Genomic DNA, 14214 nt, shown 5'->3' on the forward strand with positions numbered 1-14214 from the left:
ACTAATAAGTTATTAAAAAAAGTCTGGCAAATCGCCAGACTTTTACGGTAGAACATAAGATTGTTCGGTTTTAGACTAATTGGCTTGGTTTTTAACCACTTTACCAAGCACCCCGCTAACGAATTTCCGAGAGCGGTCATCACTGAACGCCTTTGTCAATTCAATTGCTTCATTAACCGCGACCTTAGTTGGAACGTCGTCAACAAATTGCAATTCAAAGAACGCGATGCGTAAGATAATCAAATCGGTCTTAGCCAGTCGGTCCAACGACCACTTCTGACTTAAATAAGGCTGAATTTGAGCGTCTAATTCAACTTGATGTTCACGAACACCAGTTACTAACGTACTTAAATATGCGGGAATTTCAACTGCATCCGCTTCTTCAGGGTTGAGTAACTGTTGGAACAACTGATTTTCATCAGCGTCTGGGTTAGCATTCAACGCGAATAAAGCTTGAAATGCTTTTTCCCGGATTTCATGACGCGTTAAACTCACGATTCTTCACCATCTTCATTTTCATCGGTCTGGGTATCTTCATCACCAAACAAGTTGTTTGGATCAATGGCACTTTCAGTCTTCTCAGTCACGATACCAGTGATGTGGACATTGACTTCACTTAAGGCGAGGTCGGTCATAAATAAGATTTGTTGCTTGACCTTATCTTGAATCGCTAAAGCGACTTTTGGTACCGAAACACCATAGTCCAAGTATGCGAACACATCAACACTAATCTGATCATCGACGATTGTTAACTTGACACCCTTACCAAGATTCTTCTTGCGACCGAACAACTCATTTACACTGGAAGAAATCGTCCCTTGCATCCGGTTAACGCCATCAATTTGACTTACCGCGATACCAACGATTATTTCAAGCACTTCTGGTGCAATTTGAATTTGTCCTAAGCTGGGTTCTTTGCTTTGTAACGTAATATTGCTACTGTCAGCCATTTTGACATTCCTCCAATTCCATGTTTGCCGGTATTAGTTTTTCTAAAAATTAAGCCCGTGAAACGTACGTGGAGTCAACGGTGTTAACGATCAGCTTGTCACCGGCCTTAACGAAGAATGGTACCTGAATAATTGCACCAGTTTCCAACGTAGCTGGCTTGGAGCCACCGGAAGCGGTATCACCCTTAATCCCTGGTTCAGTTTCAGCAACTTCCAAAGTAACCGTGTTTGGCAAATCGATTCCCAACACTTCACCCTTATAAAGCGTTACTTGAACTTCCATGTTTTCCTTCAAGAACTTCAATTCGTCTTGAATGTGGTCGCCAGGAATTTCAATTTGTTCATAAGTTTCCGTATTCATGAAGACATAGCTGTCACCATCGGCATAAAGGTATTGCATCGTACTCTTTTCAATTGGCGCTTGTTCCATCCGCGCACCGGCACGGAAAGTCTTGTCTTGAACGGCTCCTGTCCGTAAGTTCTTAAGCTTTGAACGAACAAACGCGCCACCCTTACCAGGCTTAACGTGCTGGAATTCCACGATGCGCCAAATTGCATTGTCTACTTCAATCGTCAAACCATTTTTAAAATCTGCAGTTGAAATCATTTTTAAAAATCCTCCTCAAATATATCTTTATAACTATAACAAGACCGAGCCGCTGTGGCAACTGTCTTAACTATAAAATCAGTAAATCACGAGTTGCAGTCGTCAGTCGTTCATGGCCCTCAGCAGTCACTAAGACATCATCTTCGATCCGCATTCCGCCTAAATCTGGGAAATATACCCCGGGTTCAACAGTAATCACACTGTTTGCAACTAAGGTGCCAGTCGTGTTTTTTGAGATCAACGGGCCTTCATGAATGGCAAGACCAATGCCGTGACCCATACCATGATTGAAGGCGTCACCATAGCCCGCTTTTGTCAGCAAATCGCGGCCAACTGCATCCAGTTGAGCAGTGGCTGCTCCTGCTTGGACCTGATCGATCACAGCCTGTTGAGCGGCCTGCACCGCCTGGTAGGCCGTAACCAACTTATCATCCGGAGTACCTAAAGCAAACGTCCGTGTCATATCTGACGTGTACCCGTCCAAAAAGTAACCAAAATCAAGAGTAACAAGTTGCCCGGCCGTCAAGAGTGCTTTAGAAGCCGTCCCATGTGGCAAAGCCGCTCGTGCACCACCAAGTACGATTGTCGTGAACGACGGCCCACTTGCACCGTGCGTCCGCATAAACGCGTCTAACAGGTTGCTAACGTCGATTTCACGCATGCCTGGTCGCACGATACTCGTTACGTATTCGAAACCAGCATCCGCCAAACGTGCACTCGCTCGTAGCCGGTCAATCTCATCAACACTCTTGGTGATGCGCAACTCATCGACCACGTCTGGTAACGCAACCAAATCACTGACCAAGTTCTCATCTAAGTAACTGTAGGCTGTATATGGAATCTCGGCCTCGAAGCCCATGACCCCAGTACCGGTTTTGGCAATAATATCACAAACGGCCCCCAGATAATCACGTGTAATGACTAGGTGCTGGTCATCATAGTGACCGGCAAAAGCTGTCTGATAACGGGCATCCGTAATCAGATAGGCTTCCTGTGCCAGTACTAGCAGATAACCATCGCCGGCCATATCAGCCATTCCTGTTAAATATTGAAGATTAGCTCCATCTGAAACTAAAAACGCATCAATTTTTAACTGATCAAACTTATTTTGTAACCGTTCAACTCGACTCATTATTTCGTCACTCCCATCATTACCTCACGCTTCATTATACCAAACTTTCCAAAAACTGAAGGTAATGATTTATTGAAGGCCATTCGTCAATCAATTACGTTTACGGCTAAGCGGCCCGTGAACCAATAATAGTCGCAGGTATCCCTAGATTGCTTCACAAAAAAAGAGCCTCCCTGCAGAGGCTCTTCAAAAATTATTTTGCTGGGTAAACAGATACTTGGCGCTTGTCGCGACCTTTGCGTTCAAAACGAACGACACCGTCAGCCATTGCAAATAATGTATCGTCGCCACCACGGCCAACGTTTACACCTGGGTAAATATGGGTTCCGCGTTGACGATAAAGAATGTTACCATTCTTAACAGTTTGGCCGTCAGCCCGCTTAGCGCCTAAACGCCGACCAGCTGAATCCCGACCGTTGGCAGTTGAACCGCCACCTTTATGGTGAGAGAAGAATTGCAAGTTCATTAACATAGTAAAGTCCACCTCCGAATGTGGTTATCGTGTTTGTTCACGAACTCGGATGTAATCTCCGTAATTCGTGGCCACATCGTTCAAACCAAGTGTGAAACTTTCAAGTAAGGTTTGTAATTGTGTGTTCGCCAAGTCCAGCTTAGTGAAATCTGCAATTAATAGCCCACCATTGGTTTCATCACTTTGTACTACGGGTTGCAAGCGGGCAACTTGTTCAATCCCATTGATTGTACTAATTGCTAACACCGAAACCGCTGCACAAACGATGTCTTGTCCATAAGCACCTGAATCAGCATGTCCCGTCAACTTAAAAGCGGTCACTTGACCGGTCGCATTACGAGAAATGGTTGCCTGAATCATAAAGAATGCCTACTTTCTTAATTATGCATTAATTGTGTCGATCGTTACCTTAGTGTATGGTTGGCGATGACCCTTCTTAGTATGTTGGCCCTTCTTGGCCTTGTACTTGAAAGTAACCACTTTACGGTCACGGCCTTGCTTTTCAACAGTACCTTCAACCGTCGCACCATCAACAGTCGGCGTTCCAACCTTAGTTGTGTCACCACCAACAAAGACTACTTGATCAAAAGTAACCTTGTCGCCAGCAGCAGCGTCAAGTTTTTCAACGTAAATTGCTTGGCCTGCTTCAACTTTATATTGTTTACCACCAGTTACAATAATTGCGTACACGTTTGTGCACCTCCTTAAATTATAAATCACTTAGACTCGCCGAATGTAAGTGCCATTGCTGAACTTAAGACTCAATCCGTGCGGTTGTAGCTGTAGAAGTCCACAAATACAACAGGAAAATATTATCAAATTTTTTCATAATAGTCAAGGATTGATTTCACTTCACAAAAAAGTCCGTGAAACTAATGCTCCCTACCGTCATCAAATGGTGCATTTTTTTAATACACTTGGTTAAGTAATGTGGCGTGTAGATCATATCATTAGCTAACCAATCAGTAATCAGGCCGACTGTCGCAGAAACGTAATACGCGATTTGAATGCTGACCGGTACTTCCAAATCAGCAAATTGATCCTGAAAATCACGGTGAAATTTCGTCATCCACGTCGTCATCTGCTGATTGATCCGTTGATTGACCGCTAACTGGCGCTGATCTAACAATAGCGTCTCAAAGGCTTCCGCGTGCTGACTGATGTAACCGAGTGCCTTTGATAAGGAAAAAACATGCACCCGCTGTAACGGGTCAGCCGGATTGGTCATAATATCACCCACTGAAACCGTCACGATGGCCGTTTCAAACAATTCACTTACCAAGTCATCTAGGGCCTGATCAACAAATGCTGGCTTGTCTTTATAGTGGAGATAAAATGTTCCGCGGGTAACTGCTGCCGTACTAGTCAGTTTTTGCACGGAAATGTTATCGACTGTTTCTGTCTGTAATAGTGTAATTAATGCTTGTCGCAAGCGCCGCCGAGTTTTATCGACACGCGGATCAACTTCATGACTCATATCTGCTCCCTACTTTCATTTCATAATTAATATAACATTAATTACTAAGAGCGTCTAACAGATGATAATCAGCCGGACAAATAGTTAGATTACGTCTAAGATGGTTCTCAGTGATCTATCTGGCCCATTCATTCGACTGACACATGATTGATATGGGGCTCACCTACCTGCCACTATCATACTAGCTGGTTAGTCCTTACATGCCTTAGCATCAATTCAAAGCTAAATTGATCTTTAGAAACGCTGTAAAGGATTTTATCTTGACAACCGACCGAAATAACCGTTATACTAATAATGCAATTTTTGGGAAAAGTCTGGCTTTTCCTGTTAATTCGGTTGCAATGTACACTATTCTTGTTTAATATAGTCGTTATTGGACTAATCAAAGGAGGGACATACTCTTATGACTGTTGTTGCAAAACCATATAACACATGGGCATCACGTCGGCCAGTTGCTGGGAAGCAAAAGCGCATTCGTCGCGAAAAAGAAGTTGCTGCTATCCAACGTTGGGCTGCCGGCAAGACTGACATCATCGAAAAAACACCAAAAATCAAGTAATTAAAAAAGAACTGCTCATCTTGAATGAGCAGTTCTTTTTTAATTACTTGATTGTATAATGCCAATGTGCAAGATAAGAACTCCCGTTGACTAACGGTCATTACGGGAAGCAGTGAAATGCTTACTGCTTGCATTTTCTTTGGCAACAAAGTTTGAATAATATTGAATGCCACCAGCGATGGCGATGATCCCGACGATTGCAAATACTGAACCCATAAGAATTCTCCTTCCTTGTTACATGATTATTATCATTTTGTTACAGTAACATTTCAAGCGAAATAAACTATTTTAGTCAGTTTTGTTAATTTCTTTATCTTTTCTTAAGTATTTTAGGAGATATTGGTTCTTCGCCGTCGCCATTTAACAACCCCGTCTTGCAAAAATTAAATTAATGATGACCGGACTTAGTTACCGCTATTACAGCGTTTATATTGTGTCGTTCTTCAAGCATTAATTGGTATTCATGAAAACAATTTCCTCGTTCACCAGGCTAACTTCATTTTTGACTTTCACCATAATGACCAATTATCTCAGCAAAATGTGCTTACTGTAATTTAGTGATTTTTCATTACAAATATTACATTTTTACATCATTCTGCTTACTCACGCCTTTTTTTAACTGCTGCACATCGGTGAAAAATTAAATAAAAATTGACACTCTCCAGTTTCTTAACTATAATTAATCTTGTTGTTGTCACGGTAGCTCAACTGGATAGAGCATCCGCCTTCTAAGCGGAGGGTTGTGAGTTCAAGTCTCACTCGTGACATACCATCGATTCGGACCTGCCATTTTAAAATAGAGAAGCTTGTTAAACCAACGTTTAGCAANCACGGTAGCTCAACTGGATAGAGCATCCGCCTTCTAAGCGGAGGGTTGTGAGTTCAAGTCTCACTCGTGACATACCATCGATTCGGACCTGCCATTTTAAAATAGAGAAGCTTGTTAAACCAACGTTTAGCAAACTTCTCTATTTTTGGTTTCTAATAAATTTCGGCAGCCAAATCGTATTCGTGCTTATTAAATCAGCCAATTGACGGCATAGATATTAAAAAGGTCAACAACTACCTAAACTGAGCATCCACATAAAAAAACAAAAGTATTAGGTTCACAGCTTGTATGAGTGAAAGAGCATTTGCCGCATTGGACAATATCACCCTATTACCTAAAAATTGCATTCTATCCAATTAATTTGGTGGAAGACAAACTGAAAATATCAAAATTGTAACAGTCGTCGTTTATAATACCAATTTACAATCAAGACACCGTCCAATCCACCACAACCTTGGTGTAGTACAATCAACGTATCTAATACTGTCTGGGGGAATCAACAATGCTTTTACGCCATGGCTTAACCAGTAACATTTATCTGAACGATTACTTAACGTTTATTCAGCAAGGGCGTGACACCTTTGAATTTCATCATAACTTATTAGTCGCACAGCACCATTACCACCTAGTCATCAACGCCCACCACGCCTTTAACGCTTTCTACGCTGAACAGAAGCGGCTGGCCGAGCAGCTGATGGACTAAATCAATTCTCGCATCCCATCCTAATAGTGCGTATAATATGTTTTGAGGTGAAACATATTGAAACTTGAAGCAATTGCCGGAAATATCGCGCATGCCATCAAAGATCGTTCAACTGACGGGCCCTACGTACTCGCGGTCGAGTTTACGGACAAAGCCACCAAGGGAAAGTCAGCCACTGGTTGTGTCATCGTCCGGATGCCAGATCACCAGCACTATACGATCACCAGCAATGACTTTCGGTATATGGATGCGGGCAAAGATACTTTAGCTGAGGAACTCGGGGCCTTCTTTGAATGCGACGATGATCTTGATCAACGACAAACATTGATCGACCAAGTTAATGACTTAGTTGCACAAGACGCCGATAACGACGCGCAATTAATGACAGAGGCTTAAAAATAACCTAGTTACGTGATCAAATCGCGCAATTAGGTTATTTTTTTAATAGTTATTTGCTTGTCGTTGCTCATTGACATGATTTTTGGCCGTAAACGCCGTCTGTATCTCGTCCTGAGTAAAACCAAAATCAACTAGCCCAATCTTCAAGAAAACGTGCCAAGCGTGCTGGTAGCTCTCCTGACGATGGTTAAAGTAAGCATCATAGAGGAGGTGCTTGATCGCCAAGTACTGTTTATTCAAATCAGTCGCCGGCTTAGACGCAATCGTAGTCAATTGCTCAGGCGTTACTGGAATCAAATGCGTCCACTGTTGAATCGCTGAGACAAGGAAGAAGAAGTCCATCGCATCTACGTATTCGTTCAGCAGCGTTGCGCGGTGTGTCTTATCAGGATCCGCTTTGCCACGATGAATCTTCCAAACTTTGAACCATTCCGACGTATTAGCCATTTCTGCCAATTCGACGTCCAGTGAGACCATCGCATTTTGCAACCGTTCTTGTGGCCGCCAATGAATCTGTTGACGGGCCGTAATATCGCGGTCTAAACGAATCGACTGTTGTAATAACGTTGTTAGTTCTAACATCTAATACCCCCGTTACTTAAGCAAATACTAATGGATCCGCTTTTATTTCTAGCGAATCGATATTTTCTAAGTACCAATCACGCATGAACCCAAAGTGTAACAACACGTCAAACCACGAAACTGCTTGATCAGGATCATGAACAGTCAGGACCCATTGTTGACTACCGCCAGCTTCAGCTGCATCAAAGATATCAACTGTCAAACCAGCCCGCAGTTCAATTTGGGCACCATGTCCTTGCTGTGAATTACGCAACATGTGCTCATTCTTAGCCGCACTGACAAACAATTTGTCAACGATTGCCCGATCTAAATTAGCCGACCGAAGTTCATATTTAGCCGCGTTAGCAACGTCCAAAATATTAAAGTCGACGTTAAAGCCAAAATCATCTTGTAAGCAATGTCCAAATTTAATTAGCGTTGCGAGAACCGTATTAATTTGGTCAACCCCAGTCCCCTTCAACAATAATTTATTAATAAATAAATTCGTAAACGCCGAACTATTAAACCGTAACAAGCGCCGTTCTAAATGAATATAAAACAAGTTTTCGCCAGTTGTTTGTTCACGATAATATGCACCACCGTTGCCGTTGTTCACCACTTGATACAAGAAGGTGTAATCATCCGTTAGCGCCCCGTAAACGTGATACAGCGCTTCAGTATGCCGTTGAGAATTCAGCACCGCTTGTTCATCACCATGCATGCCCAATAACCGACTCATGAAGATCAAATAATAATCGGCATTCTGATATTGATGGGGAAACGTCACGTAAGCCGTATCCAGTTTAAAGTCTGCTAGCTGTTGTGCCGCTGCTAACAGTGTCTCCCCGTCAGTTGTATCAATCAGTTGGTCCATCAAGGCCGTAAATTTTTCACCATTAGCGAGTCCTTTTTTTAAGCCCTCATTGAACGTACTCAGCTTACCGTGAGTGCTCAGTGTTGCCGTGTCCATCTGCTTGTCCGTATTATTCGCCATCAGCCGCTACCTGCGCCTTCCCAATCAGCGTGGTCAAGTAGTCAACATAAAGACTACGGTTACGCTCATTAAAATTCTCAAAACTCTTAAAGGCGTTTTCAATCGCTTGTTTCTCATAAGCTAAAATCGTATCTTCCTTAGAAAGCGTTAAAATCTTAGCTTCGTTATCCTTCATGGTTGCATGGGCATTATTAGCTTGTTCGTCTTCATCGGCCAACTTAGTTAACTGGTCAATAATTTGCTGCCGTTCTTCTTTGATCCGACCAGAATCAAATAGTGAGTTACGTTGCCCATTTTCCTTTAGTTGCTGCCGCAATTCTTCTTTTTGCGCATCACGGTCTGATTGCGCGTCAATCAGTTTCTGTAGCTGATCGCTACCAGCTGAGATCTGCTGAATACGATCTGTATTGAAACGTTTGTGCGCGGGAGCCAGTTCAAACGTCTTTTGTAATTTATTGTATTCTTCCGAACTAAATTCAAAGGCGACTTTCAAAACGTTCAATTTACCAAACCGGCGCCGATCCCACCAGTTACCAAAGTAAATCTGAAATTCGCCGAGTTGGGTTTCTTCATAATAAAAGAATGGGTACTCATGAGCCAAATAATCAATTAACTTGGTACTCAAGTAGTGACTGATTGCCGGATAGACATCCGTAATTAAATCCACTTGGGCGTTACGGGTTGGATCCGGTTCCTCGTTAAGTAAGGCTTGGTGATAGTGGTCACCATCGATCAATTCGTAGATCAACCGGTCGTCACCAGCCGTAATTGCTTGGCGCACCGTAGTTACATAGTCTAACTTTTGTTGAAGTCGCTTCGTAAGCGCGCGCGTAGGTTGATCTTGTTTTTCAAGATCAGGCTGATTTTGTTTTTCCATAATAATCTCCTTGCAATCAATAATAATTGAAAACTTGCTGAATTGCATTGCTGTTCCTAATGTTACCGAAAATTAGTGCATTAATAAAGGTTAACACCACTAATTTACCAATTTTATAACAAAAACGGCTAGTTCGCCATTTAAGGTGCCCTAACCGTCGTATTTTTATCTCAATTAATGGTTTAGTACAATTCCATGTACTGATCACGTTCCCATTCACTAACTTGTTGACGGTATGAAGCCCATTCAAGCCGTTTAGCTTCCAAGAAACTCTGATAAATATGTGGCCCTAACGCCTTCTTCATCGTCGGATCTGTCTGGAACTCTTTCAGCGCATTGTGTAACGTTGATGGTAAGTCAGCGATACCAGCTGCAGCCCGTTCATCTTCATCCATAACATAGATATTACGATCAACACTCTTTGGTGGTTCAATACCGTTCTTGATTCCGTCCAAGCCAGCTTCAAGAACCGCTGCAAAGGCCAAATATGGGTTAGTTGAAGCGTCCACACTCCGTAATTCAAGGCGCGTTGACAAGCCCCGTGCACTTGGAATCCGAATCATTGGTGACCGGTTAGATGCTGACCAGGCCACGTAAACGGGCGCTTCATATCCAGGAACCAAGCGTTTGTATGAGTTGACTGTCGGGTTAGTGACAGCAGTGTATGACCGGGCATGCTTCATCAAACCACCTAAGAAGTGATAAGCGTCTGATGATAACTCTAAGCCATTCTTATCATTAGCATCATAAAAGGCATTGCCTTGATCATGGAACAAGGACATGTTCACATGCATCCCAGAACCATTGACACCGTTTAACGGCTTAGGCATAAAGGTTGCCCACAAATTGTATTTCCGTGCGATGGTCTTAACGACCAATTTGAACGTTTGGATATGATCGGCTGCAGATAAAGCATCCGCGTACTTAAAGTCAATTTCATGTTGACCAGGTGCAACTTCATGATGGCTGGCTTCAACGTTAAAACCAAGTCGTTCAAGTTCAAGTGCAATGTCCCGGCGGCAATTTTCACCCAAGTCCATTGGTGATAAGTCGAAGTAACTTCCCTTATCATTCAATTCGGTCGTTGGTTCACCCTTTTCATTCATCTTGAATAAGAAGAATTCAGGCTCAGTCCCACAGTTAAATGACGTATAACCTGCTTCGCGCATATCGTTCAAGACACGAATTAAGTTGTTCCGTGGATCCCCTTCGAACGGCTTACGGTCAGACGTGTAAACTTCACAGATAATCCGTGCAATTTTACCATGTTCCGTGTTCCAAGGCATGATCAACCAAGTTGATAAGTCAGGATACAGGTACATGTCACTTTCTTCGATCCGAACAAACCCATCGATGGATGAACCGTCAAACATCAACTTGTTATCCAAGAGTTTGTCGAGTTGTGAAACTGGAACTTCAACGTTCTTAATTGTGCCGAATAGATCAGTAAACATTAACCGTAAAAAATTAACGTTTTCTTCTTTGACGATGCGGCGGATATCGTCTTTTGAGTAGGACTGTTTTGCCATGAAAATCGCTCCTTAAATTGATTGACTAACGAATGCAAACATCTTAGTGTGCCGGATAATTGGGGCCCTTGTCGGACTGCAAGCCTCCGAGATTCAGGAATTCATCATGAAGGATTCGGCGCACATCGCGATCAGTTAGCGGCTTAGCCAAGTCAGCTTGCTTCTGCTCAGCTCGCTGTTTTTGGAGCGCATATATTTCTTTGATTCCAGCCATATTGATGCCATCTGCTAAGTAATCCTTGATTTCAAGCAAACGATCAACATCATTCAACGAAAACATTCGCCGATTACCGGCATTTCGTTCCGGCGTAATCAATTCTTGCTCTTCATAGTAGCGAATTTGTCGCGCAGACAAATTGGTCAGCTTCATAACCGTACCAATTGGCAAGACGGCCAACGAGCGACGGAGTTCCTTTTCCTTCATAACGACCCTCCTCTTTAATACAGACTTAATATTAGCAATGTTATCATCGAATGTCAATCATTCATGTTAGAAAATATCACACGTTTTATCATAGGTATACCAATTTATAATTTAGCTTAACCAACTAGCTAGCCGTTGGTCAATCGAGACCCGTAATTCAGGGTGTTCCAATAGATTGATCCAGTCGACCGACATCTTGTTACGGAACCAAGTCAACTGACGCTTCGCATAACGACGTGAGTCCTGTTTGATCTTAGCAATTGATTCGTCACGCGTCTGCTCCCCATTAAAGTAAGGGAACCATTCGTGATACCCGATCCCCTTACCAGCCGGTAACATGGCGCCACCTTGGTCAAATAGCCACCGCGCCTCTTGTTCCAATCCGGCCGCTACCATTTGATCGACACGTTGATTGATCCGAGTATACAGCAGCGCTCGCTCCGCGGTCAGACATAAGGTATAAGCATCCAGTGTGTCACCGTGCGTATCCGCCTGCTCAGAAAAAAGCTGACCAGTTGTATGCACGTACTCCAACGCCCGTACGACCCGTACCAAGTTAGCGGGCGCAATTGCGGTGGCTGCCTGCGGATCACGCTGTTTCAACGCCATCCACGCCACATCCGAACCTTCGACAGCGGCACGATCAAACCAAGCTTGACGATACACCATATCAGGTTCATTATCCGCTGGTCCAAACTGATAGCCCGCCAACAAGGACTGCAAGTAAAAGCCAGTTCCACCCACAATAATAGGCAGTTTACCCCGAGCACTAATATCAATGATCAACGCCGTCGTCCGACTGACAAATTCAGCGACTGTAAAACGCTGATCAATATTTTTGATATCGATTAGATGGTGGGGAATGCCCGCCTGCTCTTCCGGCATTATTTTAGCCGTACCAATATCCAAGTGACGATAGACCTGCATTGAGTCTCCTGAAATGATTTCACCATTCAGCTGTTTAGCCAGCGCTAGCGATAATGCCGTCTTACCGACTGCTGTTGGTCCCGCGATTAGTAATACTTTATGTTTAGTTACTGTTGTCACTCGTTTAACCTCCTTGTACCTGCTTACGAATTCTTCGTGCTAATCCAGGGTAGTCGGTAATCAGTCCCGCAAACCGATGACGATAACAGAACCGCATATCGCGTTCCGTGTTGACCGTCCATGGCCGCAACTGCACTTTTGGCAATAAGAGCCAGTGAACTCGCACCCAACGAATATCCGGATGATAACCGAGAACAATGTGTTGCGCATGAAGCCGCTTCGCAGTTTGAACCTTAGTCTTGAACAGGCTATCCGATTCGACCTCGGGCTGTAAAATATGCAACCGTTCGATCGACTTTCCGTAGAAGCTCGAATAAATTAGCGTAAACGGAACTTGATGATGGTTAAAATAATCCGCTACCAAGTCTTCGATCCCCTCATAATGAATCTTATTAGTTTTGATTTCCAGATTAAAAATACCAGTAAAGTTGTATTGAATCAATAATTGAACCACTTCATCTAAAGTCGGAATACGCGTTCCCGCATAGGCTGATGCATACTTAACACCAGCGTCCAATTGCTTTAACTCGGCCAACGTGTGATCCACAATCCGACCCGTTCCGTTAGTCGTGCGGTCGACGAGCTCATCATGCATAATAATCAGTTGCCCGTCTCGCGACAAGTGTACGTCAGTCTCAATGCCATCCGCACCATCCTCGATAGCCGCAATAAACGCTGGTAACGTATTTTCCGGCCTGGTCCCCTTGCTACCACGATGAGCAATAATTTGAGTAAGCATTGCGTTTCACCCCACTTTTTTAAAAATCAGATTGAATTGATTGCTATCTCCGCATAAAACAAGCATAATAAAACTAACAATTGCTAGGAGGTTTTACTAATGAAATCATTTACCCGTGGCTTCTTGTTTGGGGTCGTCGCAACTGCTGGTGCCGTAATTGGCTCCGTCTTATCATTTAAGAAGCAAGTTGTTGATCCAATCGAAGACCAAGAAAACAAATTCGAAGAAAACCGGAAAAAGGCGATGCGCAAGAGTCGCTCAGCTCACAACGGTTAATTAAATAAAAAATGGTGGCCGAACAAGTTGTTGTTCTAGCCGCCATTTTTTAATACTTCGCTTTTTTCGTCTTACCTTCCCAACGTGCGTAACCGGGTTTTAAAATGTATAGCTGTGAATAACCATTCTTAGCTAATGTGACGACGGCCCGTGTACTTAACGTATGGGTTTGATCGTAAACGTAGATTGGCATATCCTTGCGAAGTTCGTTCATCCGAACTTTCAAACTGTTGAACGGAATATTCCGAGCCCCCAGAATATGACCAGCGTCAAACTCTTTCTTTTCACGCAAATCAATCACTTGTGCTTTACGCATTCCCGCCTGAAACGCTTCTTCGTCCAACATCGTGGACACCTGACGCCGTCGAATGTAACTATACAACTCATAAATAAAGTAGGCCGCGATTATGATAACTAACACGATGTTAACATACGCCATGCCGCTCAATGCACCTAAAACCACGTTATCCCTCCTAATTTCTACTTATCTATTTTACACAAAACCGCTTACTTTTACTAGGGGTAAGCAGGAAAAGCCGCGATTAAACTGCTGACTAATCCTGAAGTCCCACTGATTGCTTTATGGCCGTACTCACCCACGGTTTAAAGAAATCCATTAAAACGGTCGGGGGCCTGAGA

General features: G+C 43.3%; 21 protein-coding genes, 2 tRNA genes and 1 other annotated feature. Of the genes, 6 read left to right on the forward strand and 17 right to left on the reverse strand.

Annotation, left to right across the window (positions count from 1 at the left end):
• Nucleotides 1–75: 75 nt before the first annotated feature.
• The 8 genes from nusB to ACOV1R_RS04505 all read right to left on the reverse strand — a co-directional run bounded on the left by nusB (nt 76) and on the right by ACOV1R_RS04505 (nt 4638).
• Complete coding sequence (nusB, locus tag ACOV1R_RS04470; protein ID WP_003645163.1) at nt 76–495, reverse strand: transcription antitermination factor NusB; 420 nt, start codon at nt 493–495, stop codon at nt 76–78.
• Complete coding sequence (locus tag ACOV1R_RS04475) at nt 492–950, reverse strand: Asp23/Gls24 family envelope stress response protein (protein WP_003640347.1); 459 nt, start codon at nt 948–950, stop codon at nt 492–494. Before ACOV1R_RS04475 ends, nusB begins: the two co-directional genes overlap by 4 nt.
• 49 nt (nt 951–999) lie before the next feature.
• Complete coding sequence (gene efp, locus ACOV1R_RS04480) at nt 1000–1557, reverse strand: elongation factor P (RefSeq protein ID WP_003640346.1); 558 nt, start codon at nt 1555–1557, stop codon at nt 1000–1002.
• Between the two features lie 70 nt (nt 1558–1627).
• A complete protein-coding gene (locus tag ACOV1R_RS04485; protein ID WP_003645164.1) occupies nt 1628–2689 on the reverse strand; it encodes a M24 family metallopeptidase in 1062 nt (353 codons plus the stop codon).
• Between the two features lie 193 nt (nt 2690–2882).
• On the reverse strand, nt 2883–3161 hold the full coding sequence (gene rpmA / locus ACOV1R_RS04490; RefSeq protein WP_003638594.1) for a 50S ribosomal protein L27: 279 nt from the start codon (nt 3159–3161) through the stop codon (nt 2883–2885).
• 24 nt (nt 3162–3185) lie between these two features.
• Entirely contained in the window at nt 3186–3521 is a 336-nt protein-coding gene (locus ACOV1R_RS04495) for a ribosomal-processing cysteine protease Prp (RefSeq protein ID WP_003640344.1), read from the reverse strand.
• Between the two features lie 21 nt (nt 3522–3542).
• Nucleotides 3543–3851, reverse strand: a complete 309-nt coding sequence (gene rplU / locus ACOV1R_RS04500; protein ID WP_003640343.1) for a 50S ribosomal protein L21 — start codon at nt 3849–3851, stop codon at nt 3543–3545.
• A gap of 22 nt (nt 3852–3873) precedes the next feature.
• Nucleotides 3874–3947, reverse strand: a sequence feature (ribosomal protein L21 leader region).
• A gap of 61 nt (nt 3948–4008) precedes the next feature.
• Nucleotides 4009–4638, reverse strand: coding sequence for a TetR/AcrR family transcriptional regulator (locus tag ACOV1R_RS04505; protein WP_003645165.1), 630 nt, complete (start codon nt 4636–4638; stop codon nt 4009–4011).
• Nucleotides 4639–5041: 403 nt separating this feature from the next.
• On the opposite strand from ACOV1R_RS04505, the gene ACOV1R_RS04510 reads away from it, so the two are divergent.
• Nucleotides 5042–5197, forward strand: coding sequence for a hypothetical protein (locus tag ACOV1R_RS04510; RefSeq protein ID WP_217203115.1), 156 nt, complete (start codon nt 5042–5044; stop codon nt 5195–5197).
• A 90-nt stretch (nt 5198–5287) separates the two neighbouring features.
• Here the strand turns inward: ACOV1R_RS04510 and ACOV1R_RS04515 are convergent, their stop codons facing one another.
• Entirely contained in the window at nt 5288–5413 is a 126-nt protein-coding gene (locus tag ACOV1R_RS04515; protein WP_015380266.1) for a hypothetical protein, read from the reverse strand.
• 477 nt (nt 5414–5890) lie between these two features.
• Here ACOV1R_RS04515 and ACOV1R_RS04520 point away from each other — a divergent pair.
• The 4 genes from ACOV1R_RS04520 (at nt 5891) to ACOV1R_RS04535 (ending at nt 7125) form a co-directional block, all read left to right on the forward strand.
• Nucleotides 5891–5964: transfer RNA gene (locus ACOV1R_RS04520), tRNA-Arg, on the forward strand.
• A 60-nt stretch (nt 5965–6024) separates the two neighbouring features.
• Nucleotides 6025–6095: transfer RNA gene (locus ACOV1R_RS04525), tRNA-Arg, on the forward strand.
• 433 nt (nt 6096–6528) lie between these two features.
• Nucleotides 6529–6729, forward strand: a complete 201-nt coding sequence (locus ACOV1R_RS04530; protein WP_003640338.1) for a hypothetical protein — start codon at nt 6529–6531, stop codon at nt 6727–6729.
• Nucleotides 6730–6786: 57 nt separating this feature from the next.
• Nucleotides 6787–7125, forward strand: a complete 339-nt coding sequence (locus ACOV1R_RS04535) for a hypothetical protein (RefSeq protein ID WP_003645167.1) — start codon at nt 6787–6789, stop codon at nt 7123–7125.
• Between the two features lie 45 nt (nt 7126–7170).
• Here the strand turns inward: ACOV1R_RS04535 and ACOV1R_RS04540 are convergent, their stop codons facing one another.
• The 7 genes from ACOV1R_RS04540 to ACOV1R_RS04570 form a co-directional block, all read right to left on the reverse strand.
• Nucleotides 7171–7710 carry a dUTP diphosphatase gene (locus ACOV1R_RS04540; protein WP_021357443.1) on the reverse strand — a complete coding sequence of 180 codons (540 nt, stop codon included), beginning with the start codon at nt 7708–7710 and terminating at the stop codon, nt 7171–7173.
• Between the two features lie 16 nt (nt 7711–7726).
• Entirely contained in the window at nt 7727–8683 is a 957-nt protein-coding gene (locus ACOV1R_RS04545) for a hypothetical protein (protein ID WP_003640335.1), read from the reverse strand.
• The gene (locus ACOV1R_RS04550) at nt 8673–9608 is read right to left on the reverse strand and encodes a hypothetical protein (RefSeq protein WP_003640334.1); all 936 of its coding nucleotides are present in this window, start codon (nt 9606–9608) and stop codon (nt 8673–8675) included. The genes ACOV1R_RS04545 and ACOV1R_RS04550 overlap by 11 nt, the downstream gene beginning before the upstream one ends.
• A gap of 134 nt (nt 9609–9742) precedes the next feature.
• Nucleotides 9743–11089, reverse strand: coding sequence for a type I glutamate--ammonia ligase (gene glnA, locus ACOV1R_RS04555; RefSeq protein ID WP_003640333.1), 1347 nt, complete (start codon nt 11087–11089; stop codon nt 9743–9745).
• 43 nt (nt 11090–11132) lie between these two features.
• Entirely contained in the window at nt 11133–11513 is a 381-nt protein-coding gene (locus tag ACOV1R_RS04560; RefSeq protein WP_003644308.1) for a MerR family transcriptional regulator, read from the reverse strand.
• A 111-nt stretch (nt 11514–11624) separates the two neighbouring features.
• Nucleotides 11625–12560, reverse strand: a complete 936-nt coding sequence (gene miaA, locus ACOV1R_RS04565; RefSeq protein WP_003645170.1) for a tRNA (adenosine(37)-N6)-dimethylallyltransferase MiaA — start codon at nt 12558–12560, stop codon at nt 11625–11627.
• A 4-nt stretch (nt 12561–12564) separates the two neighbouring features.
• The gene (locus ACOV1R_RS04570; protein ID WP_003640330.1) at nt 12565–13299 is read right to left on the reverse strand and encodes a glycerophosphodiester phosphodiesterase; all 735 of its coding nucleotides are present in this window, start codon (nt 13297–13299) and stop codon (nt 12565–12567) included.
• 99 nt (nt 13300–13398) lie between these two features.
• Between ACOV1R_RS04570 and ACOV1R_RS04575 the strand changes: the two genes are divergently transcribed.
• A complete protein-coding gene (locus ACOV1R_RS04575) occupies nt 13399–13575 on the forward strand; it encodes a DUF3042 family protein (RefSeq protein WP_003640329.1) in 177 nt (58 codons plus the stop codon).
• A 49-nt stretch (nt 13576–13624) separates the two neighbouring features.
• Here ACOV1R_RS04575 and ACOV1R_RS04580 read toward each other — a convergent pair whose 3' ends face one another.
• Complete coding sequence (locus ACOV1R_RS04580; RefSeq protein WP_003640328.1) at nt 13625–14038, reverse strand: rhodanese-like domain-containing protein; 414 nt, start codon at nt 14036–14038, stop codon at nt 13625–13627.
• Nucleotides 14039–14214 lie beyond the last annotated feature (176 nt).

The sequence above is a fragment of the Lactiplantibacillus sp. YT640 genome, assembly GCF_049745435.1.
Lineage (GTDB): Bacteria > Bacillota > Bacilli > Lactobacillales > Lactobacillaceae > Lactiplantibacillus > Lactiplantibacillus plantarum.